Origin of the sequence: Streptococcus intestinihominis, assembly GCF_046824975.1 — a bacterium.
In the GTDB taxonomy this organism is placed as follows: domain Bacteria; phylum Bacillota; class Bacilli; order Lactobacillales; family Streptococcaceae; genus Streptococcus.
Window position 1 is genome coordinate 42320 of record NZ_JBKQBL010000008.1, and the last position, 23126, is coordinate 65445.

The following is a 23126-nucleotide window of genomic DNA, read 5'->3' on the forward strand; positions in this document are numbered from 1 at the left end:
TGACTTCTCCTGTTTCAGGATGTTTAACAGTTTTCTTGGTATAACGACCTGTCAAACGTTCTTCCAATGGTTCAATCATTTCTTTACCATCTGTAATAGAGGTAATCAGAAGTCCACGGTCAGTTCCACAGTCATCTTCACGAATGATTACGTCTTGGGCAACGTCAACCAAACGACGAGTCAAGTAACCTGAGTCGGCTGTCTTAAGGGCCGTATCGGTCATCCCTTTACGAGCACCGTGAGTAGAGAAGAACATTTCCAGTACTGACAAACCTTCGCGGAAGTTTGAAAGGATCGGCAATTCCATGATCCGTCCGTTTGGAGCGGCCATCAAACCACGCATACCGGCAAGCTGTGAGAAGTTTGAGATGTTACCACGGGCTCCAGAATCCATCATCATAACGATTGGGTTCTTCGGATCTTGGTTATCAATCAGACGTTTTTCCAATTTCTCACGGGCTGCACGCCATTCAGCTGTAACCGCATTGTAGCGTTCATCATCTGTAATCATCCCTTTACGGAACTGTTTGGTGATTTGTTCTACACGTTTGTGAGATTCTTCAATGATTTCAGCCTTGTCTTCAACAACTGGAATATCGGCAATCCCCACTGTCAAACCAGCAAGGGTTGAGTGGTGGTAACCTAAGTCTTTCAAACGGTCCAAGAAAGCAGATGTTTCTGTTGTACGGAAGCGTTTGAAGATTTCCGCGATAATATTTCCAAGGTTTTTCTTCTTGAATGGAACATTTAATTCCAATTTCTCAATCGCTGCTTTGACATCTTGACCAGGCTCTAAGAAGTACTTAGCTGGAACGCCTTCTGTCAAGTTAGCATTATTTGGCTCTTGAAGATATGGAAGTTCTGCAGGCATGATATCGTTAAAGAGGATCTTACCAACAGTTGTCAAGAGAATCTTGTGTTGTTGCGCTTCTGTCCATGGTTTGTTCAAGCTATCCGTCGCAATTCCGACACGGGTATGCAAGTGAACATATCCATTGCGAAGAGCCATGACCGCTTCATCACGGTCTTTGAAGACCATGCCTTCGCCTTCACGACCAGCTTCTTCCATAGTGAGGTAGTAGTTCCCCAAAACCATATCCTGAGATGGGGTAACGACTGGCTTCCCGTCTTTCGGATTCAAGATGTGCTCAGCAGCCAGCATCAAGATACGAGCTTCTGCTTGGGCTTCTTCTGAAAGCGGTACGTGGATGGCCATTTGGTCCCCGTCAAAGTCGGCATTGTAGGCTTCACAGACAAGTGGGTGCAAGCGAAGGGCTTTCCCGTCAATCAAGACAGGTTCAAAGGCTTGGATCCCCAAACGGTGAAGGGTCGGTGCGCGGTTCAAGAGAACTGGGTGTTCTTTGATCACTTCTTCCAAGATATCCCAGATCCGCTCATCTCCACGTTCGACCAAGCGTTTAGCGGCTTTTACGTTTTGCACGATGTCACGCGCAACGATTTCACGCATGACAAATGGTTTAAAGAGCTCGATGGCCATTTCACGTGGCACACCACATTGGTACATCTTAAGAGTTGGACCAACGGCGATAACGGAACGTCCTGAGAAGTCAACACGTTTACCGAGCAAGTTTTGACGGAAGCGTCCTTGTTTCCCTTTAAGCATATGGCTCAAAGATTTCAGTGGACGGCTACCTGGTCCTGTGATCGGACGACCACGACGACCGTTGTCGATCAAAGCATCAACGGCTTCTTGGAGCATCCGTTTTTCGTTTTGCACGATGATACCAGGGGCATTCAACTCAAGCAAACGTGCCAAACGGTTGTTCCGGTTAATCACACGACGGTAAAGGTCATTCAAGTCAGAGGCAGCAAAACGGCCACCATCCAATTGGACCATCGGACGAAGATCTGGTGGAATAACGGGAAGGATGTTGAGAACCATCCATTCTGGCTTGTTGCCAGATTTGTAGAAGGCATCTAAGACATCCAAACGGCGAACTGCCTTCACACGTTTTTGACCAGTTGCAGTCTTCAATTCTTCTTTCAAGACAGCAATTTCAGCTTCCAAATCCACTTGTTTCAAGAGGTCTTGGATCGCTTCTGCCCCCATCTTAGCTACAAAAGAACCTGGTCCGTATTCGCGCAAGCGTTCACGGTATTCACGCTCTGTCATGATGGACTTATGCTCAAGCGGTGTATCTTTTGGATCGATCACCACGTAAGCTGCGAAGTAGATGACTTCTTCAAGGGCACGAGGACTCATGTCCAAGGTCAACCCCATACGAGAAGGGATGCCTTTAAAGTACCAGATGTGTGACACAGGTGCTTTCAATTCGATATGTCCCATGCGTTCACGACGAACCTTGGCACGTGTTACTTCCACACCACAGCGGTCACAAACGATCCCTTTGTAACGGATCCGTTTGTATTTTCCACACGCACATTCCCAGTCTTTTGTCGGTCCAAAGATGACTTCATCAAAGAGACCTTCACGTTCTGGTTTCAATGTACGGTAGTTGATTGTTTCAGGTTTCTTGACCTCTCCATAAGACCATGAACGGACCTTGCTTGGAGAAGCTAGGGTGATTTGCATACTTTTAAAACGATTTACATCAACCACTATTTCTTACCTTTCTTTATGTTCATTATCGATTGTATGTTCTTCTGCTTTTTGGCGAAGGAGAGAAGGAACTTCCTTCACTCCTTCAAGCCTAAAGCTTGGGATAGAGAACCTTCTCAGGTTTTCCATCCTATTGAACTACATATTAAATTATTCTTCTTTCCCTTCAGCTTCAAAAGCTGCGCGAGCTTCCTTGGCTGCTTTTTCACGTGCTTTTTCTAGATCATCTACGTGGATGACATCGTCGTCTTCCCCTTCGTCAAGATCGCGAAGTTCAACTTCTTTGTCATCTTCATCTAGGACACGCATATCCAATCCAAGTGATTGCAATTCTTTCACAAGTACTCGGAAGGACTCTGGCACACCTGGTTTTGGAATTGGTTTTCCTTTGGTAATCGCTTCATAAGCTTTCAAACGTCCGTTGACATCGTCTGACTTGTAGGTCAAGATTTCTTGAAGGACATTAGACGCACCATAAGCCTCAAGGGCCCAAACTTCCATTTCCCCGAAACGTTGTCCACCAAACTGAGCTTTACCTCCGAGTGGTTGTTGGGTAACCATTGAGTATGGTCCGACAGAACGAGCGTGGAGTTTATCATCAACCATGTGGTGAAGCTTGATCATGTACATGACACCGACAGAAACACGGTTGTCAAATGGCTCACCTGTACGGCCATCGTAAAGAATGGTCTTGGCATCGCTATCCATACCAGCTTCACGAACGGTATCCCAGAGGTCTTCTGAGCTTGCTCCGTCAAAGACTGGTGTTGCGATGTGGATACCCAAGTTACGAGCCGCCATACCAAGGTGAAGTTCCATAACCTGACCGATATTCATACGTGATGGCACCCCAAGTGGGTTCAACATGATATCAACCGGTGTCCCATCTGGAAGGTAAGGCATGTCTTCAACAGGAACAATACGGGATACAACCCCTTTGTTTCCGTGACGACCGGCCATCTTATCTCCGACGCGGATCTTGCGTTTTTGTGCGATGTAAACACGAACCAACATGTTGACACCCGATTGCAATTCATCTCCGTTTGCACGCGTAAAGATCTTGACATCACGAACGACACCATCTCCACCGTGAGGTACACGAAGAGAAGTATCCCGCACTTCACGAGATTTATCTCCAAAGATAGCGTGGAGGAGACGTTCTTCAGCAGAAAGGTCTTTTTCACCCTTCGGTGTCACCTTACCAACTAAGATATCGCCTTCTTTTACTTCCGCACCGATACGGATAATACCCATTTCGTCAAGGTTTCTGAGAGCATCTTCCCCAACGTTTGGAATTTCACGAGTGATTTCTTCAGGGCCTAACTTAGTATCGCGCGTTTCTGATTCGAATTCTTCCAAGTGAACAGATGTGTAGACATCTTCTTTCACCAAGCGTTCGCTCATGATAACGGCATCCTCGAAGTTGTAACCTTCCCATGTCATGTAGGCAACGATTGGGTTTTGACCAAGGGCCATTTCCCCTTTTTCCATCGATGGACCGTCTGCGATAAAGTCGCCTTTTTCAACGACATCGCCAACTTTTACAAGGGTACGTTGGTTGTAAGCCGTACCTGAGTTTGAACGACGGAATTTTTGGATATGGTAAACATCAAGAGATCCATCTTCCCGACGAACTTCTACCTTGTCTGCATCGGCATAAGTAACCTTCCCATCATGTTGCGCAATGACTGCAGCTCCTGAGTCATGGGCTGCTTGGTATTCCATACCAGTACCCACGTAAGGTGCTTTTGGATCGATCAATGGCACAGCCTGACGTTGCATGTTGGCACCCATAAGGGCACGGTTGGAGTCATCGTTTTCTAAGAAAGGAATACATGCTGTCGCAACGGCAACTACCTGTTTTGGAGATACGTCCATGTAGTCGACTTGATCAGATGGGAATTCTTGGTTGTTACCACGGTGACGTCCCATGACGATTGGCTCAGCAAAACCACCTTTTTCGTTCAACTTAGAGTTGGACTGGGCTACGATGTACTCATCTTCTTCATCAGCTGTCAACCAAACGATTTCGTTGGTGACCACACCTTTTTCACGGTCTACTTTACGGTATGGCGTTTGGATGAAACCATACTTGTTCAAGTGTCCATAGGATGACAAGTTGTTGATCAAACCGATGTTTGGTCCTTCAGGTGTTTCGATTGGACACATACGACCATAGTGAGTGTAGTGCACGTCACGGACTTCATATCCAGCGCGGTCACGTGTCAAACCACCAGGCCCTAAGGCAGACAAACGACGTTTGTGGGACAACTCAGAAAGTGGGTTGTGTTGGTCCATGAACTGGGACAATTGGGAAGAACCAAAGAATTCTTTGATTGCTGCAGTTACTGGACGGATGTTAATGATTTGTTGAGGTGTTAATACTTCGTTATCTTGAACAGACATACGTTCACGAACGTTACGTTCCATCCGTGAAAGTCCAAGACGCACTTGGTTGGCAAGCAATTCACCAACGGCACGAATACGACGGTTTCCAAGGTGGTCGATATCATCCACGCGTCCAAGACCTTCAGCCAAGTTAAGGAAGTAGCTCATCTCAGCGAGGATATCGGCTGGAGTGATGGTACGAACCTTATCATCTGGATTAGCATTGCCGATGATAGTGACAACGCGGTCTGGATCCGTTGGTGCCACAACCTTGAATTTTTGAAGAACGACTGGTTCTGTCAATACTGCTGAATCATTTGGAGTGTAGACAATCTTGTTCAAATCACCGTCCAAATGTTCTGAGATGCTGTCGATGACTTCGCGTGTCATCACGGTACCAGCTTCTACAAGGATTTCTCCTGTTTCAGCATCTACCAATGGTTCTGCGATCGTTTGGTTCAACAAACGGTTCTTGATATTGAGTTTCTTGTTGATCTTGTAGCGACCAACTGGGGCCAAGTCATAACGACGTGGATCAAAGAAACGGGCTACCAACAAGCTACGTGAGCTTTCCGCTGTTTTTGGCTCACCTGGACGAAGACGCTCATAAATTTCTTTGAGGGCTTCATCTGTACGAGAATCCATTGGGTTTTTGTGGATATCTTTTTCAACTGTGTTGCGAACCAATTCGCTATCCCCAAAGATATCAAAAATCTCGTCATCCCCAGAGAAACCAAGGGCACGAACCAAAGTCGTAAATGGAATCTTACGCGTACGGTCGATACGAGTATAAGCAATATCTTTTGAGTCTGTTTCAAGCTCTAGCCAAGCTCCACGGTTCGGAATAACCGTTGATCCATAGCCAACCTTACCGTTCTTGTCCACCTTATCATTGAAGTAGACACCTGGTGAACGCACGAGCTGAGATACGATGATCCGCTCTCCACCATTGATGATAAAGGTTCCCATCTCGGTCATGATTGGGAAATCACCAAAGAAGACTTCTTGCGTTTTGATTTCGCCTGTTTCCTTGTTGACCAAGCGGAAGGTTACAAAGATTGGGGCAGAATAGCTCGCATCATGGATACGTGCTTCTTCCAAGGTATACTTTGGTTCTCTGATTTCATAGCCGACGAATTCCAACTCCATTGTGTCTGTGAAGTTCGAAATTGGCAATACATCTTCGAAAACTTCTTTCAAACCATGATCCAGAAAATCTTTAAATGAATCCGTTTGGATTTCAATCAAATTTGGTAAATCAAGAACTTCTTTAATTCTTGAAAAACTACGACGGGTCCGATGTTTCCCGTATTGAACGTCATGTCCTGCCAAAGTTTTAACTCCTTTTCTATACTAGGATACCAGCTAGGGGAAGGCCCTCTCTGAAAATCCGGTTTCTAGATCGCTTCTGACCACATCAGAATGGTTCTGATCCAGTCGAAACGATGTTATGAAGGGGGTGTGATCTACATCACGTGAGAAGAAATCTCCTCCGTATCATTTATCCTTTTTGGAATTTTTAGAAAGATTAAGTTTGTGTGACAAGCTCCGTTTTTTCTAAAAATAGGCACAAAAAGAGCAGCTAAATCGACTTTTATAAAGTTTGATTTAACTGCTGTAAGCTTCTATTTGGACAATATTTCAAATAAAGCGCACGACAAATTACTTGTCCTTATTATATCGTATTTTCATAAAAAACACAAGGTTTTCTCTAGACATGAAAACGATTTTATGGTATTGCAACTCGTTATTTTTATCTGTTTTGTCCACTAGATGATGAACTAGCTGTCGTGTTCGAACTAGCTGTCGTGTTCGAACTAGTTGTCGTGTTCGAACTACTTGACGCGTTCGAATTGCTTGTCCGGTTGCTATTGCGATTTCCATTGGAAGTATTTGCTGAACCACCTAAGATTCCAGCCCAGGCACTAGCATAATCACTATCCGATCCACCAATTGCGAAGCGGTAGGTCGTTTGTGGAGCGCCATTTTTAGCCCAATAGCTGGTAACCGTCGCACCCGACACATCGATATCACGACCATTGACATTGACACGACCAGGTCGTTGTCCTGTCGATTTGAGAACAGTCGATGAAATGACACTGCTATCTAGGGTAAAGCGATCTTGCACGCCCCAAGCAGCTGGATCCGCCTGGTAGATGGCATTGGCTAAATAGGCCATGTAACTTGCGTTATTATTGTAGCCTGTCAACGGAGCCATGGAAGCATTGTTGTCATGTCCAATCCAGCCACCTAAGGTGAGATTTGGAGTAGACAGCATGAGCCACATATCTCCATTCTCATTGGTGGTTCCGGTTTTCCCAATCCAATCGGCATTTGCAAGAGTTGGATTGACCTGGCTGATTCGGCTCTTAAAGGTCGTTGTCGCACCAGAGCTGATGACACCTCTTAACAGGTCCTGCATGATAGTCGCAGTTGCTGCTGAGTAGACGCGGGTCGCCTTGCTCTCATGTTGGTAGATCACTTCCCCATTGCGATCCATGATTTTTTCAATCATGTAGCGTTTTTGGTAATTTCCATTATTTGCAATGGTTTGATAACCATTTGTATGTTGGGCGACGCTTACTTCGATCCCGCCTCCCATTGGCAGACTTTCAATGCCGTACTCAGCGATATCGTAGCCCATTTTTTCCATATAGCCTGGGACATCGACACCCTTTTCACGGAGAGTACGATAGGTCCAATAAGCTGGGATATTCCATGAGGTATTGAGGGCCTCTCGAAGGTCCATCATCCCAGTCCCCCGGTTATCCACGTGCATAATTGGCTCTCCACTGGAGAAGTTGGTTGGGTAATTGGAGACGATGCTATTGCTTCCCATCAAGCCTTGGTCAATGGCGATTCCATAAGCCAGCAAGGGTTTGATGGTAGATCCTGGAGAACGCTCTGTATCAAAAGCGTGGTTATTCTGATTCCCGTCAAAATTCCGTCCACCAACAAAGCCAAGAATAGCTCCTGTTCGGTTGTCCATAAGGACATTTCCGACTTCTACCGTACCCGTTCCATCGTCCAAGATACCGCCATAATTGGCAACTGCTTCTTGCATGGCATTGTAGATAGCTTTGTTGATAGTGGTCTGAACCGTATAGCCACCCTCTCTCAATTCCTTCTTCGCCAACTCTTGATAAGATTTAACCGTTGAATTGTTTTTTAGGTCGTGACTAGAGACGTTGTCTCTCTTGATTAGATACTCATACATGGCATCTTCCGCTTCACTAACAGCTTGGAAATACAAGTAGTCGTGCGGCGTCTTCTCAATGCCATTTGACGGAAGGAAATCCTTGCTCAAATCATATTGACTATATTGGTCGTACTCTTCCTTGCTGATCGCCCCTGTCCGATACATGTTGTACAAGACATCCTTGGCACGATCCAAGCCTAAAGCTTGATCTTCCGGAGTCTTGAGGCTGCCATCAGAAGCGTAAGGTGAGTAGACAATTGGGCTCTGTGGCAAACCAGCAATAAAGGCTGCCTGTGGAACAGTCAAGTCTTTGGCAGAAACACCAAAAATCCCTTGAGCTGCAGCTTCCACTCCCGCGATATTTTGTCCCCGGTTGTTTCGACCAAATGGAGAGACATTGAGGTAGGTCGTTAAAATTTCGTCCTTATCCATTACCCGCTCAAGAGCAAGGGCATCGATAATCTCAGCAGCCTTCCGTGAGAAGGTCGGTGCATCTCCCACAACTTGTTGTTTAATCAACTGTTGGGTCAGAGTTGAACCACCACTAGAGGACCCTACTCCAGCAACTGAACCCAAGGTAGCCCGGATCACCGCTTTCGGAACAACCCCGTTATGGCTATTAAAGTTCTCATCTTCTGTGGCAATGACAGCCTTTTTGACATTGTCCGAAATCGCATCCTTTTGGACAGGGATCCGAATCAAGTCGCTGTCAATATCAGAAATGATGCTTCCATCTGAGTAGGAAATCTTTGAAACGCTCGAGATATTTCGCACTTGTTGAACCAATTGGGTCGGATCCGGCGTCTCTGTCTCATTAAAGAGGCTAGCTGCATAGCCAATCGCAATCCCTGCACCAAACAAGAGACCACCCAAAGCAAACACCAGTAGCACATCCCAAAGGAGTTTCATCGTCCGTAGAACCGTCGCTAGGAGATCTCCTAGTGACCAGCCCTCCTTGTCTTCTTTCTCATTGACTTCAACCGTCATTTTGGCAAAGAAGTCTTTTATTTTCTTCCCGCACTTTGTAAAAAATTCTCTCATTTGACTCACTCTATTTCTCCTTGTCCTTCCCATTATACCAAATGGACCTCTTTCTTTTCAATTCCTAAAGTTGAGAACACTGCTTCCGATTGGATTTTTTTCGTCCATTCATTGCTATTTCAAGTCATTATGGTAAAATAGAGAGAAACCATACAGATACTGGACTGTTTTCATCGATCTGGCCAGTAGCTTAGAAAAGGAGAGAACGATGCACATTTTTGATGAGCTAAAAGAACGTGGTTTGATTTTCCAAACGACTGACGAAGATGCTTTGCGTAAAGCCCTAGAAGAAGGACAAGTATCGTATTATACTGGCTACGATCCAACTGCTGATAGCTTGCACCTTGGGCACCTTGTTGCAATCTTGACCAGTCGTCGCTTACAATTGGCAGGCCACAAACCTTATGCGCTTGTCGGTGGTGCGACCGGACTCATTGGAGACCCTTCTTTCAAAGATGCCGAGCGCAGTTTACAAACTAAGGAGACTGTAGATGGTTGGGTCACTTCTATCCAAGGGCAATTGTCTCGTTTCTTAGATTTTGAAAATGGGGAAAATAAGGCTGTCATGGTCAATAACTACGACTGGTTTGGCAGCATTAGCTTCATTGACTTCCTTCGCGACATCGGAAAATACTTTACTGTCAACTACATGATGAGCAAGGAATCTGTGAAGAAGCGGATTGAAACAGGGATTTCTTACACTGAATTTGCCTACCAAATCATGCAAGGCTACGACTTCTTTGTTCTGAACCAAGAACACAATGTTACCCTGCAAATCGGTGGTTCTGACCAGTGGGGAAATATGACAGCTGGTACCGAATTGTTGCGTCGAAAGGCTGACAAGACTGGTCACGTCATCACTGTGCCCCTCATTACAGATGCAACTGGTAAGAAATTTGGTAAATCTGAAGGAAATGCAGTCTGGCTCAACCCTGAAAAAACGTCTCCATACGAAATGTACCAATTCTGGATGAATGTCATGGACGCTGACGCTGTTCGCTTCTTGAAAATCTTTACTTTCTTGTCACTGGACGAAATCGAAGAGATCCGCAAACAGTTTGAAGCTGCGCCACACGAACGCTTGGCTCAAAAAGTCTTGGCGCGTGAGGTGGTCACCCTTGTCCACGGCGAAGAAGCTTACAAAGAAGCCCTTAACATCACGGAGCAACTCTTTGCAGGAAACATCAAAAACCTTTCTGTCAAAGAACTCAAACAAGGCCTTCGTGGTGTGCCAAACTACCAAGTACAAGCAGACGAAAACCTCAACATCGTAGAATTGCTTGTATCTTCTGGCGTGGTCAACTCCAAACGCCAAGCCCGCGAAGATGTTCAAAATGGAGCTATCTACGTCAACGGCGACCGTATCCAAGACCTTGACTATGTCTTGAGCGATAGCGATAAATTAGAAAATGAATTGACCGTTATCCGTCGCGGTAAGAAAAAGTACTTTGTTTTGACTTATTAAAAAGAAGACCTCTGAAGCTATGACTTTCAGAGGTTTTTTGGTACACTAGATGTATCATGACGATCAAACCAAAATTACAACGATTTCAAACAGCCACTGCTTTTGCCTGTCCCATCTGTCAAGAAGCCCTCGACCTGGTCCAACAAAGCTTGGTCTGCACGAACCGCCACTCCTTTGACTTGGCTAAGTTTGGCTATGTGAACTTAGCCCCACAAGTGAAGGCTTCTAAGGACTATGACAAGGAGAGTTTTCAAAACCGGCAACTCGTTTTAGAGAACGGTTTTTACGACCATATCCTCACTAGCCTGTCAGAATGTTTGTCTCCACTGGACCATCCAGCCAACATTTTAGATATTGGTTGCGGAGAAGGCTACTATTCGCGCAACTTGCAAGAACGCTATCCAGACCATTCCTTTTACGCCTTTGATTTATCTAAGGAATCGATCCAACTGGCTGCCAAAAGCGACCAGGAATGGAAGGTCAAGTGGTTTGTCGGGGATCTAGCCCGTCTCCCTCTTTTAGACCAGAGCATGGACCTTCTCCTAGATATCTTTTCACCAGCAAATTATCAGGAATTTAAACGGGTCCTGGTCCCAGACGGTCGCCTTATCAAGGTCATCCCAACAGCCACCCATCTGCAAGAGATTCGTCAGAAGGTGAAGGACCACCTGGATCAGGCCGATTATTCCAATGAGCAGATTATTCAACATTTCTCTGATCATTTTACGATTGAAAACACCATCCATTGCCAGGAAACCTTCGAACTCACACCAGCATTGCGAGAGGCTCTTCTAAGCATGACGCCTCTCCTCTTTCACGTCGATCCAACTCAAATTGGCTGGACTGACCTGACTCAGGTCACGATTTCTGCCACGATTTTGATCGGAAGAAGCAACTAAAAAATACCCTCCATTGATTAAAAACGGAGGGTATTTTTCGTGTTTTCAGATCAGTCACTTTCCTCTACGCCGATTTGTTGACGGTAGGCTTTAGGAGACTTGCCACACAACTTGCGGAATACTTTATAAAAGTAACCGACATTGCTATAGCCGACCTCATAGCAAATATCTTCGATACTTTCCGTTGTGGACAACAGCAACTGTTGAGCTGCTTTGATCCGTTGTTTATTCAGTAGTTCCGCAAAGGTGGAATTGGTCTCACGCTTGATCAATTGCCCTAAATAAACGGGATTGATATAAAGGTCTTTACTGATATCCTTGAGCGACAGTTCCTTCCGATAGTCGCGCCCAATCACTTCTAAGACGGTCGCCACATTATTGTTCATTCGATATTGAGAGAAGAAGGTCTCCAATTGATTCCGAACGCAGGTAACAAGCTCCTCGAAAGTCGTTGTCTCATGAACGGCTTTCACAACTTCTGTCAGGTTATCTCCCTGCAGGTGTTCAAACAAATGAAAGACATCCATAATGAATTGAATAAAGAGTTGCTTGGCTATCGCCACTTTTGGGGTATGGCTTTTCACGGTTTCTTCCAACCAGTTCAACTCCTCTAAAATCTGTTGGATATTTCCCTGGATAATGACACGGTAGATGGGTTCGTAGTAATTAAAGACACCATCTTCTTCCTCCAAAGGGAGATCCCCATAAAACAGACTTCGTTCAACAAGCTCTTTAAATTGTTGAAAATGTTCTTTGTAAGGTGCTTGGAAACGGCGCTGTAGGAAAGCTCCTTCATCCTCGTCTGAAAGATAGAGTTGAAGATTTTTTCCTAAGACCTGATAAGACGAACTGGCAAAGCCTTTCCTTTCCTTATCCACTCCAATCCAGAGTTGTTTTCTCCCTCGGATGGCTTTCTCAAACTCTTCTTCTGACCAGTCTTCATGAAGGAGCCGATTGGCCGTCTCTTGATCTGGTTTTTTTAGAGTTTGAGATAACTTTTCTAGGATATTCCCCAGCTCCACCTTATTGACAGGCTTTAACAGGTAGTCTGCTACCCGGAGGTTTAAGGCTTTTTTTACATAAGCAAAATCTTGGTACCCCGACATAATGATATAGGCTGCATGGGGAAGAATGGACTGCATTTGATCAATCATTTCTAGACCAGTTTTTCCTGGCATATTGACATCCGTAATCACGATATCCACTGGATAATCCGCAACATAGGCCAAGGCCTGATCTGCATCCTCTGCTGTGTATACAACTTCCATGTCCCATTTTTCAAAGGGAATCAGTTTTTTCAGCCCCTCCGTAATCATATATTCGTCGTCAACCAATAAGACTTTATACACGATTTTTTCCTCTTAAGCATCCTCAATGATAATCGTATAGAGGACACCTTTTCCTTTTTCTGATGTAATTTGAATGTGGTAACGATCCCCAAAGTAGAGAAGGAAACGCTCGTGGACATTGACAATCCCAATGGATTGCCGTCCCTTACTCTCTTCTACTTCTTCTCGAGGATCCCTATGACTCAACATTTGTTGGATCCGTTGCAGTTGGCTCGGTTCCATTCCTCTCCCATTGTCTTGAACACGAATTTCCACCGCTTCTCCAACACGACGGACTTTGATACTAATGACATTGTCCTTGCGCTTGTGATCAATCCCATGGACGAAGTAATTTTCCACTAATGGCTGAAGAGTAAACTTCGGAATGACCATCTCTTCTAGACCGGGTTCAATTTTAAAGCCATAAGCAATCGATTTTGGATAACGTACCATACAGAGATAGCTGTATTTTCTACAAAATTCCAACTCATTTTCGATGGTCGTCTCCTTCTCCTCTGAAATATTGTTTCGAAGAAGACTACTAAATTCGTAAATAATATCGGCTAATTCTTCTTGATCCTGCATGACTGCATACATGCGAATAAACTCCATGGTATTATACATGAAATGCGGATTAATCTGCGCTTGCAAGGCTTTCATATTGGCATCTTTTTGACTCAGTTGTAGCTGATAGATATCCCGGATAGACTTGTCCATATTGTCCAACATGGTATTGGTCATTTCCGCAACTAAGAGGAGCTCCTGCTCTTTGGTATCCACATTGATCCGTCGCTCGGAATCCCCCTGGCTGATAGCTTCCATGGTATCTACCAAATCCAACACTTGTTTTTGGTAATTACGGAAAATACGTTGAAGCAAGAGATACAAGACCAAGACCAGGATTAGGGCGACCGAAATCATCCAGGTAAAACTAAATAAGGCTGTTCGAACCGTGTAAGAGGTCGGGATTCCAACCCAGATTTGATAGCCGTAAGCAGTATCTCGCACAATCCACTGGCTGTGGTCTTTAGGGTTGATATCCCCTCTGTGGTAAAAAACCTTGCCCAAGGGATTATAGATCTGGACAGCAACTGGAATCGTGTCTTGAATATTGTCGACGACAGAATCCAAAAGTGCTGGATTGATTTTAATGTAAGCCAGTCCAATATCCTGGCCAGTCGTCACATCTGTCAAGGAAACTGGGATGGCTTGCGAGCTAGCTATGTATTGATCCGCTGGAACTTGTTCTCCCCCTTTTTTATTCTTACTGGAAACAAAGACCGTTGTATAATCGTTTAACACTAAATCGATTTGGTCGAGTGCATCGTGTTCCAAGTAAAGGGTTTCAACATTGCGGTGCAGGGAGACTTGAATATAGTTGGAAAAATAATTGTCCAGACGCCAACTTTCGTATTCCGAAGGCGACATTGAAAAGTACTTATAAACTCCTTCAAGCTTGGCAGGGTTTTCCACCAGACTCTTTCCCCATTGTGTCGATCTTTTGTAGATATCCTCTACCTCAGCAGTCAAGCGAGAGGAAATCAACTGAGCAATCCGATCGGTTTCTGCTCGCTGATTATGCCAATAGACCAAGGATACCGTCACGCCTAAGGTCGTGATGATCCCCACCATGATATAGGCATAGAATTTCAAAAGAGTCGCTAACCATATTTTTTTCATAATTAAGAAACCACTTTAGAGCGAATTGTTTCATAGACTGGTTGAAAAATATCATTGACAAAGAAATGCCACAAGCCCAGTAAAACAAAGAAAAACAAAGCCGGAACGAAATGGGTAACAACCCCTAGGAGGAAGGTCCCCAAGAGAAACTTGGTCACTGCACGAATATCCAGAAAAGCACCAATGAAACTCAACTTCAAGCTGTTGAGATAGGACAAGTCAAAATGGACTTGAAGCTTGAGATAGACTGCAAAAGTCAGGGGAGCCACCAATAAGAAAATCAAATTGACCAATAGGATAAAAATCTGAAATAGGGACAAGTGGGGCAATTGAACCATCAGATACATGCCATAAATAAGAATGGCTTCAATTAAAAAAAATGTATAGAAAACCTGGTTGGCCCGACGGAAATTTTCTTTATAGAGCGCCCAAGCTTCAGACCAACCATATTGTTTGTAATCAGATCCATGTTCGGCATATAGACTCATAATCGTTGCACTAGCCGGCCCAAATCCGAATAGGATGCCTCCACAGAAGGTTAAAGCCCAAAAGATCCCTGTTGCCAACATGGCTAAATAGACCCTTGTAAAAATTAATTCAATCATTCTTCCCATAATTTGTCTCCATGTTCATTTGCTGTAGAGGGGAACTTACGACTTAGTATAGTTTCCCTAGTACAACTGATGATTATACCCTATATTATAGCACATTTCCCCTGATGGTTTCGATTTCAAAATCCTCAACAGAAAAGACTTTGAAGTGCGAAGACCTCAAAGTCTTTTGATAGACTTAAGAAAGTAATGTTAGCTTATTTCTTAGAAGCAAGGTACTCATCGTATTGTTTTTGGATTTCATCCAATACTTTTTGGTAGGCACCTTCTGATTTCAATTTTTCAAGCATCTTAGGAATTTCAACTTCAGGATCTACTGTACCTGTATTGATGGCACTTGTGAATTGGTTCAAAGTGTTAGTAAGAGCAGTGATTTCTGATTTCACGTTTTCAGTGTTGAAGATGAATCCAAGTGCTGGAGATTCTTTTGCAGTTTCCAAATCTTTCTTAGATTGTGCAATTTGCTCATCCGTTACGTTTTCGTTGATGTAAAGGATCCAGTTGTTACCAGTGTTCCATCCAGACATGTGAGTGTTTCCGTTGTAGCCATCCAAGACTTTCACACGGTTTTCTTTACCTTCAACTTTTTCCCAGTTCTTGCCTTCTGGACCATAAACAAGACCGTTCAAGAGTTCTGGGTTTGTGTTCAAGAGGTTCAATACTTCCATTGCTTTTTCTTTGTTCTTAGAGTTGTTTGAGATGACAAAGTTTGCAACTTGAGTAGTGTTGTTCTTCTTGTAAAGTTGAGTGAATGGTTTGATTTCAATCTTACGATTTGCTACACGAGTAAGCAAGCTGTTACCGTAGTCAGCAGGTCCTACTGTTTCTTCACGTACCAACCAAGTATCTTGAGAAAGGTCATATCCAGTGTCGCTTGTAGCTACGTCTTTTGGAATGTAGCCAGCTTCATAGTATTTATGAAGAGTCTTCAAGTTTTCAACATAACGTGGGATAGTGTAACGGTCAACGATCTTAGTTGTGTCACCTTGCAAATCGACAACGAATGGAAGTCCATCTACTGCAATGTAATCGAAGTCATCAGAAGGTCCACCGTAGCTCTTGTTCATTGCGAATGGAACAACGTTTGGATCTTTTTCTTTGATCGCTTTCAAGACTGGTTCAAGGGAAGCATAGTCTGTGACGTTTGAGATGTCGATACCATATTTTTCAAGAAGTGGTCCGTTGAAGGCAAAGTTTTGTGAAGATGCAACGTTGGCTGCAACTGGAACAGCATAGATCTTGCCGTTTACAGTATTCCCTTTGATGTAAGCTGGGTCAAGTGCTTCATAGAGCTCTTTCCCTTCTTTCTTGTACAAGTCTGTCAAGTCAGCGTAAGCACCTTTTTGAGCGTTGATAACATAGTTGTTAGCAAAAGCAATATCGTAGCTTTCACCAGATGAGATGATAACGTTCATCTTCTTGTCGTAGTCACCCCAACCAAGGTATTGGATGTCTAATTTAACGCCAGCTTTTTCTTCGATGATCTTGTTCGCATTTTCTAACAAGGTATCCAAGTTATCCGGTTTGTCACCGATTTGGTACATTTTGATAACTGTTTTGCCATCTTCACTCTTAGATGATTTTTGGTTATCACCTGTCAAGTTACCACAAGCAGCAAGAGTTGCTCCAAGTGCGAGAACGCTAGCAGAAGCTAAAGCATATTTTTTCCAATTTTTCATGAGAAAAACTCCTTTTTTATTTTTCTTTATTAACATTATGAAGGGTGGGTGAGAAAGGTTCGCTTACTCTTTCACACCACCGATGGTCAATCCTTTTACAAAGTAACGTTGGAAGAATGGATAGAGGATAGCGATTGGAACTGTTGCTACCACCACCATGGCCATCCGTCCAGTTTCCTTAGGAAGGGATTGGACTGCACCAGCGATTTGGCTAGATGCACCGACGGATTTAGAGATGTAATCCATATTATTTTGGATTTGCATCAGCAAGTATTGAAGAGGATAGAGGTTTTCACTCTTGATATAGAGGAGAGCGTTGAACCAGTCATTCCAGAAGCCGAGGGCTGTAAAGAGACTGATGGTTGCAATCCCTGGGAGAGAAAGTGGTAAACAGATCTGGAAGAAGATCCGTGTTTCACTGGCTCCATCTATCCGAGCAGACTCAAGAATAGCTTCTGGGATCGTCCGTTTGAAGAAGGTCCGCATCAAAATGATGTTAAAAGGACTCAATAACATCGGAATGATGAGGGCTCCAACCGTATCTCCTAAATGAAGCAACTGAGTGGTAACTATATATCCTGGTACCATCCCTGCACTAAAGAGCATACTCAAGAGGGCAAAGACAGTAAAGAAGTTTCTGTACTTAAAGGTTCTACGAGAGATCGCATAGGCGTAGGTCGTTGTAATAAAGACATTACATGCTGTTCCTACAATCGTTACAAACAAGGTAATGAAGAGGGCTTGAAGAATCTTATCCTTAAATTGAACAAGGAAAAGATAGCCATCTGTACCAAACTTAGCAGGCCAAAATTGGAAGCCGTGAATTGCCAAACTTTGTTCATCTGTCAAGGAAATCATGACAACGAAGATGAAGGGCAAGATACAGGATAGAGCAACCAAGCCGACGATGCTACTAAAGAAGATGTCTGCTTTCTTACTGAAGGAGTGGATCCCAACATTATCAACTTTTTCTTTTTTAATTTTTGATTTTGCCATGGTATCCTCCTTTCTAGAAGAGCGCTGCATTCTTATCAATCCGACGTGCTACAATATTAGAAAGTAAAACGAGAATCAATCCGACAACTGATTGGTAAAGACCAGCCGCTGCGGCCATCGCAATATCTCCTGATTTAGCAAGTCCGTTGTAGACATAGACATCAATTACGTTTGTCACACTATAAAGGGCACCTGAGTTATGTGGGATTTGGTAGAACAATCCAAAGTCAGCACGGAAGATATTTCCGATGGCAAGGATGGTCAAGACCGTAATCAAGGAAGCCAACTGAGGAATGGTAATGTGGCGGATTCGCTGCCACTTAGATGCTCCATCCACTGTTGCTGCTTCGTAGAAGGTTGGATCAATTCCCATGATGGTTGCATAGTACATAACACTGCTATAACCAAAGCCTTTCCAGATTCCTAAGAAGAGGAGAAGCGCTGGCCAAATGGCAACCTCTGTATAGAAGTTGATTCCTTTCATCCCAAGTGATGTTAAGATATGGTTAATCAAGCCTTTATCGACGTTTAAGAAGGCATCTGTAAAGAAGCTGATGATAACCCATGACAAGAAATAGGGGAACAACATTGATGTTTGAAACACTTTAACCAACCGTTTGGAACGCATCTCACTAAAGATGATGGCAATCCCAACGGAAACAATCAAGCCCAAGAAAATAAAGGCAAGGTTGTAAAGGACGGTATTTCTTGTAATGATATAAGCATCTTTAGAACTAAAGAGGAATTTGAAGTTATCAAATCCTACCCACTTACTCTTCATTACACTATCAATAAATCCCTCTCCGGTGATATGATAGTCTTTAAATGCGACAACGTTTCCCAAAACAGGTATGTAGAAGAATAAAATCAACCACGCTGCACCTGGTAAAACCATCAAGAAGAAAATAAGATTTTCTCTCAAGGTCTTAACAAACTTTTTCATCTGACTCCCCCCTTTGTCATTTTATTTTTGGTAACGTTTACATTTTTTATTATAAAACTCTATGAAAACTTTTTCAAACTCCTAATTATAGAAAAAATTCTACAAATTTATGACATAGCCTTAAAAATGGAGAAAAAAGGAGAAGAAATGCCTCCATCGGACATCTTTCTCCTCCTTCAAGATCATTTTCTTTAAAGACACCCTTTTTGAATTAGGTCGTATAAATGGTCGAAGCTGTCGCAATGGTATGCCACTGGTTAGCCGTCGTCGCTGCGAAGTCCTTATCTCCATAGAAATCATTAAATGGCAGGATGTCTACTTCTAGTTCGTCGATACGAGAGATTTCGCCTGCTAGGTAGTTTTCAATGCGGCTTTCTGCGCGCTTGATCCGTTGCAAGAGGCCACCCATACGAATATCCACGGTATCCAAGCCAAAGACCTTGTTTTCTTTCAACCATTGGTGGCTAAAAAGAGCATGGAAGTGTTCAATCTGGCTTCTGAGTTTTGGCAATTCTTCTCTAGCGATTTGTTGCAAACTCTCTTTATCACCCGCTTGATAGGTTTGACGGATGCGTCGACCTACATCCACTTTGCTACTTAAAATAGCATTCAACTGTGCCTGAGTTTCGAAAAGGTAAGAATAGGCACCTGCTTTTTCTTTGATGTTAGAAAGGGTCTCAGCTGCTTGGGCAAAGTGAGGTTTGTCCTGTTCAGGAGTCATGTGCTTATCAAGGATTGGGCAGAGAACATCCTGATAAAAGACATAGCGGTTGGGATTGAGTCCACTGAGATTACCTGGTAGATCTGGCAAGAGGTTGGCAAGATCCAGTTGCATAAAGTCCTCAACGGATAGGCCTGTATTGGTCTTGAAGTGGGCAGATAAACGTTCTAAATCATTGCGGTAGCTGAGTTCTGCCCAGATTTGCAAGCTTGGCAGAATAGAGAACTGAGCTGTTTCACCGCCATTGTCCCCCCAGCCAGTCACAATAACTTCCTTGATTTGATTGGCACGGCAGGCTTTGTTGGCTTCAAGAGCGATAAGACGACTGAAATGATTATGAGGTGTAAAGCCAATCCACTTCCAAGCCCCACCTGCAAAGGCGATATCCTGACTAATCTTATGGTGGTTATTGAAGTTACGATTGTATTTTTCTTCGCTATCCTGATAATAATCCCAGTAAACCAAGGTGACACGGTCCTTGAGACGGTCTAAGTAAACACGAGTTTCTTCTGGAATTTCTACATCACGGTCGTACTGGCCATCTGCTGACATGAGTTTGAAGAACATATCGCTCCACATCTGGCAGTGGAAACCATACTTGTCTGCAATATCCAGCACACGCTCCAAGTGTTGGCACATAAGGAGACTACGATCCACAATACCGTTCAAGATAAGGTAGCGTCCCAAACCAACCAGGTGGGCTTCATCCATCCCAATGTTGACCTTGCGAGTTTGTAGCTTAGACAACGTCGCAAACATGCCGTCGATTAAGTCGTAAACTTTTTCTTCGCCGATGAGGAGAATGTCCTCTACATCGCGGAGTTGCTGGACTTCTTTAACCCCCCATTTGACAAAGGCTGACAAGTGAGCCAAGGTTTGGATGCATGGGACAAAGGTCATGTCAAACTGTTGGGCGTAGGCTTCGATTTCCTGTAATTCCTCAGCTGAATAAGCCCCACGGAAATAACCAAAGTAAGGTTGTCCTTCAATTTGATAAGTGTCTTCCATGTAGAGCTCAAAGGTTGAATAACCCATCAGAGCTAAGACTTCAATCATCTGCTTGGCTGATGCAACATTGAGCACGGCATTTCGCGAACAGTCGGCCATATAGGCTAAATCTTCATAGGCCGCCTGCTCTTCAATCTCTACCTTGTCCCCTTCTGCTAAAGCTGTTGCTAGCACAGATAAAGCACGGTAGAGTTGATGAGGTTTACGGTAGGTCAGTTGATACTGCCCCTTCTCACCCTTGATAGAGATAGAAGCTTGGTCAGACTGAGCGACTGCCACCTCTACATCTGATAGAGAAATGTGATTTTTTAATACTTCGATAGCTTGCGCTTGTTTGGGACTAAGTCCTGTAAAACTTACCATTGGTTTTCCTCCTGTAACCAGTTGACAAGGGCACCGTAGAGATTGGCATCTGCCTGATAGGTGCAGGCTTGAATGACTGGAGCAATTGTATATTCTTCATAGATTTCGACAAAGGTGTCTACTGCTTTTTGCACCCCTTTGATAAACTCAGGATTTTGGCTGATAGAACCACCTAAGCTAATGACATCTGGGTCGATTAGATACTGGATATTGAGCAGGCCTTGAGCTAGGTTACGGTTCATGCGTTCAATGGCTTCTTGGCAGAGGGTGTTTCCTGCTGCAGCCTCTTGGTAAATCTTACGGCCATCCCAGTCAGACTGACCTGATTTTTCAATGACGTAGCGCACCATACTTCCCGTAGAAGCGAGTTGTGACCAGTTGTTGAGTTTTTCTGCAGGCTCGATGGTGGTCATGTAGCCAAACTCACCGCCCAGTCCATGGCGACCTCGGTGAAGCTTGCCATTGATAATCATGGCGCCACCGATTCCTGTACCAACCACGACACAGGCTGCATTTTCAATTTCAGGATGAGCTAACAGTTCACTCAGTCCAACACAGTTGGCATCATTTTCTAGATGAACAGGGAGTTGGTGATGAGCAAGGACCTCATACCAAGAAAAACCATGAATGTAAGGGATGGCACTAATTCCTTCAATCACTCCTGTTTCTTGATTAACGGCTCCTGGCACACTCATGGCAATCCCACGATAGTCCTGTTCGGACAAGCGTTGCTCCAACCAAGCTAGCAACTCTTCCAGAGTCTCTGGAGTCGGAGTGCTGGCCTTATCTAAAATTTTTCCATCAGGTGTGAGACTAGCAAATTTTATGCCGGTCCCTCCGATATCAATGGTTGCAAGGGTCATGGCTTTCACCTGTAAAAAGGAGCGAGTCAGCAATCGATTCTTACTTTGTCGCTCCTCCTTTCTTGTTATGTTTACTTTTTGAAATTAAATTTCTTCTTTTTTGATCAATTCTGTACGAATTTCCTGTGGTGCTAATAGTCCTGAATGGACTGGATATGGGCGTTCCAACAAGTCAAGAATGGTTTGTTGTTTTTCAGATACCCGAACATTTTCTTGGCTCATGTTGTAGTAACGAAGGACGTAGCCTTCTTCATTTTCTGCTACCTTAAAAGCTGTTGGGCAGACTTGTGGCAAGTTCAGTGCTGGATGGTTGAAGAGACTACCTGTTGCTGCGACGCTACCTTCTTGTTTTGCAACTTGAAGGGCTGTAAATGGCACCTGGAAGGCTTTGGCACGACGGAAGGCTGAGAAACGTTCCCCTGCTTGATGGCATTCTACTGCAAACTCAACTTCGATAGCTCGCAAGCACTGGGCTTCTGGAGTTGGGAAGTAGCCCCAGTCACCTAGCTCACCTGAAGCACGGAGAAGGGTTACAGCCATGGTGTCGTCTCCAAGGATTTCGTATTCGTGCAATCCTTTATTGGATACGGTCACTCCTTTTACATCATCATACAAGCTGACAAAGGCTTGTTGGTGTTGTGGATTTTCAGGATTTTCCCAAGAAGCTGCTGGTTTATTCGGCCGTGTCACCACCTCATAAATGCTTTCCGAGTCATTGCTTGGACGAGTGTTATGAGTTTTGACCAAGAGACGGATACGGTGGTCTTTAGCTGTATTGGTGAAGCGCGTCTTGAAGCGAATTTGTGGGTCATCCACAAAGACCGTCATCTCAGTCTCAAGAGGAATAGTTGTCAGCTCTTCTGAACGCCCTGCTTCTCGGTTCATAAACTCGATAATGCCTCTTTGTTCCGCATCCAATTGTTCATCTGCGCTGATCGGGATGGTCAAGTTATGTTTGAGCAAGATTTTGGCATAGCGAGCATTATTTTCCAAGACCTCATGAGCTTTCAGCTCTGCGTAGATTGGTTCTGTTCCTTTTGGTTGGAAGTAAATGTATTCATTGCCAATATCACCGCGGTCTTCGAAGCCAAGGAAGTCCTCATAAGCCTCATTGGTCGTCTTGTCGTAAAGGGTCAAGCCATCATCAATACTGAGGGTTACAAATGGTGTATCGAGAACCCCATTTTGGTAAATCCCATCATGATGGGAAGCTTTTCCTTCCAGAAGCTGGAAGGTAGTCCAAGAAAGAGGCGCTAGGTGAACCGGAACCGTCACGCGCACTTGACGCGCGATATAAGGTTGACGGAATTTATCCTTAGGCAAGGTATAGCCAAAGCTTGCCCCCAAGTCTTCAATCTCCG

Annotated in this window: 14 protein-coding genes; 2 read left to right on the forward strand and 12 right to left on the reverse strand. The window is 44.1% G+C overall.

Annotated elements, in window-relative coordinates:
• The 3 genes from rpoC to pbp1b all read right to left on the reverse strand — a co-directional run.
• On the reverse strand, positions 1 to 2581 hold a 2581-nt coding region (rpoC, locus tag ACLOR3_RS10225; RefSeq protein ID WP_412037206.1), incomplete at its 3' end, for a DNA-directed RNA polymerase subunit beta'.
• Between the two features lie 150 nt (positions 2582 to 2731).
• The gene (gene rpoB / locus ACLOR3_RS10230; RefSeq protein WP_195324346.1) at positions 2732 to 6301 is read right to left on the reverse strand and encodes a DNA-directed RNA polymerase subunit beta; all 3570 of its coding nucleotides are present in this window, start codon (positions 6299 to 6301) and stop codon (positions 2732 to 2734) included.
• Positions 6302 to 6722: 421 nt separating this feature from the next.
• Entirely contained in the window at positions 6723 to 9155 is a 2433-nt protein-coding gene (gene pbp1b / locus ACLOR3_RS10235) for a penicillin-binding protein PBP1B (RefSeq protein ID WP_411400978.1), read from the reverse strand.
• A 262-nt stretch (positions 9156 to 9417) separates the two neighbouring features.
• Between pbp1b and tyrS the strand changes: the two genes are divergently transcribed.
• Complete coding sequence (gene tyrS / locus ACLOR3_RS10240; protein WP_195324350.1) at positions 9418 to 10674, forward strand: tyrosine--tRNA ligase; 1257 nt, start codon at positions 9418 to 9420, stop codon at positions 10672 to 10674.
• A 56-nt stretch (positions 10675 to 10730) separates the two neighbouring features.
• Positions 10731 to 11573 carry a methyltransferase domain-containing protein gene (locus tag ACLOR3_RS10245; protein WP_411400968.1) on the forward strand — a complete coding sequence of 281 codons (843 nt, stop codon included), beginning with the start codon at positions 10731 to 10733 and terminating at the stop codon, positions 11571 to 11573.
• 50 nt (positions 11574 to 11623) lie between these two features.
• Here ACLOR3_RS10245 and ACLOR3_RS10250 read toward each other — a convergent pair whose 3' ends face one another.
• The 9 genes from ACLOR3_RS10250 to ACLOR3_RS10290 all read right to left on the reverse strand — a co-directional run.
• Positions 11624 to 12922 (reverse strand): response regulator transcription factor, encoded by a 1299-nt coding sequence (locus ACLOR3_RS10250; RefSeq protein WP_343094222.1) that lies wholly within the window; start codon positions 12920 to 12922, stop codon positions 11624 to 11626.
• A 12-nt stretch (positions 12923 to 12934) separates the two neighbouring features.
• A complete protein-coding gene (locus ACLOR3_RS10255) occupies positions 12935 to 14581 on the reverse strand; it encodes a sensor histidine kinase (protein WP_411400969.1) in 1647 nt (548 codons plus the stop codon).
• Positions 14582 to 14583: 2 nt separating this feature from the next.
• Positions 14584 to 15195, reverse strand: a complete 612-nt coding sequence (locus ACLOR3_RS10260; protein WP_195214344.1) for a YesL family protein — start codon at positions 15193 to 15195, stop codon at positions 14584 to 14586.
• A 194-nt stretch (positions 15196 to 15389) separates the two neighbouring features.
• Positions 15390 to 16871, reverse strand: a complete 1482-nt coding sequence (locus ACLOR3_RS10265; RefSeq protein WP_343094225.1) for an ABC transporter substrate-binding protein — start codon at positions 16869 to 16871, stop codon at positions 15390 to 15392.
• A 63-nt stretch (positions 16872 to 16934) separates the two neighbouring features.
• Complete coding sequence (locus ACLOR3_RS10270; protein ID WP_048717481.1) at positions 16935 to 17867, reverse strand: carbohydrate ABC transporter permease; 933 nt, start codon at positions 17865 to 17867, stop codon at positions 16935 to 16937.
• Between the two features lie 13 nt (positions 17868 to 17880).
• Positions 17881 to 18810 carry an ABC transporter permease gene (locus tag ACLOR3_RS10275; protein WP_023022063.1) on the reverse strand — a complete coding sequence of 310 codons (930 nt, stop codon included), beginning with the start codon at positions 18808 to 18810 and terminating at the stop codon, positions 17881 to 17883.
• 211 nt (positions 18811 to 19021) lie between these two features.
• Complete coding sequence (locus ACLOR3_RS10280; protein ID WP_411400970.1) at positions 19022 to 20902, reverse strand: beta-N-acetylhexosaminidase; 1881 nt, start codon at positions 20900 to 20902, stop codon at positions 19022 to 19024.
• A complete protein-coding gene (locus ACLOR3_RS10285) occupies positions 20896 to 21765 on the reverse strand; it encodes an ROK family protein (protein ID WP_129822634.1) in 870 nt (289 codons plus the stop codon). The genes ACLOR3_RS10280 and ACLOR3_RS10285 overlap by 7 nt, the downstream gene beginning before the upstream one ends.
• 84 nt (positions 21766 to 21849) lie before the next feature.
• The coding region (locus ACLOR3_RS10290) for a glycoside hydrolase family 38 C-terminal domain-containing protein (protein ID WP_412037207.1) at positions 21850 to 23126 on the reverse strand (1277 nt) is incomplete at its 5' end.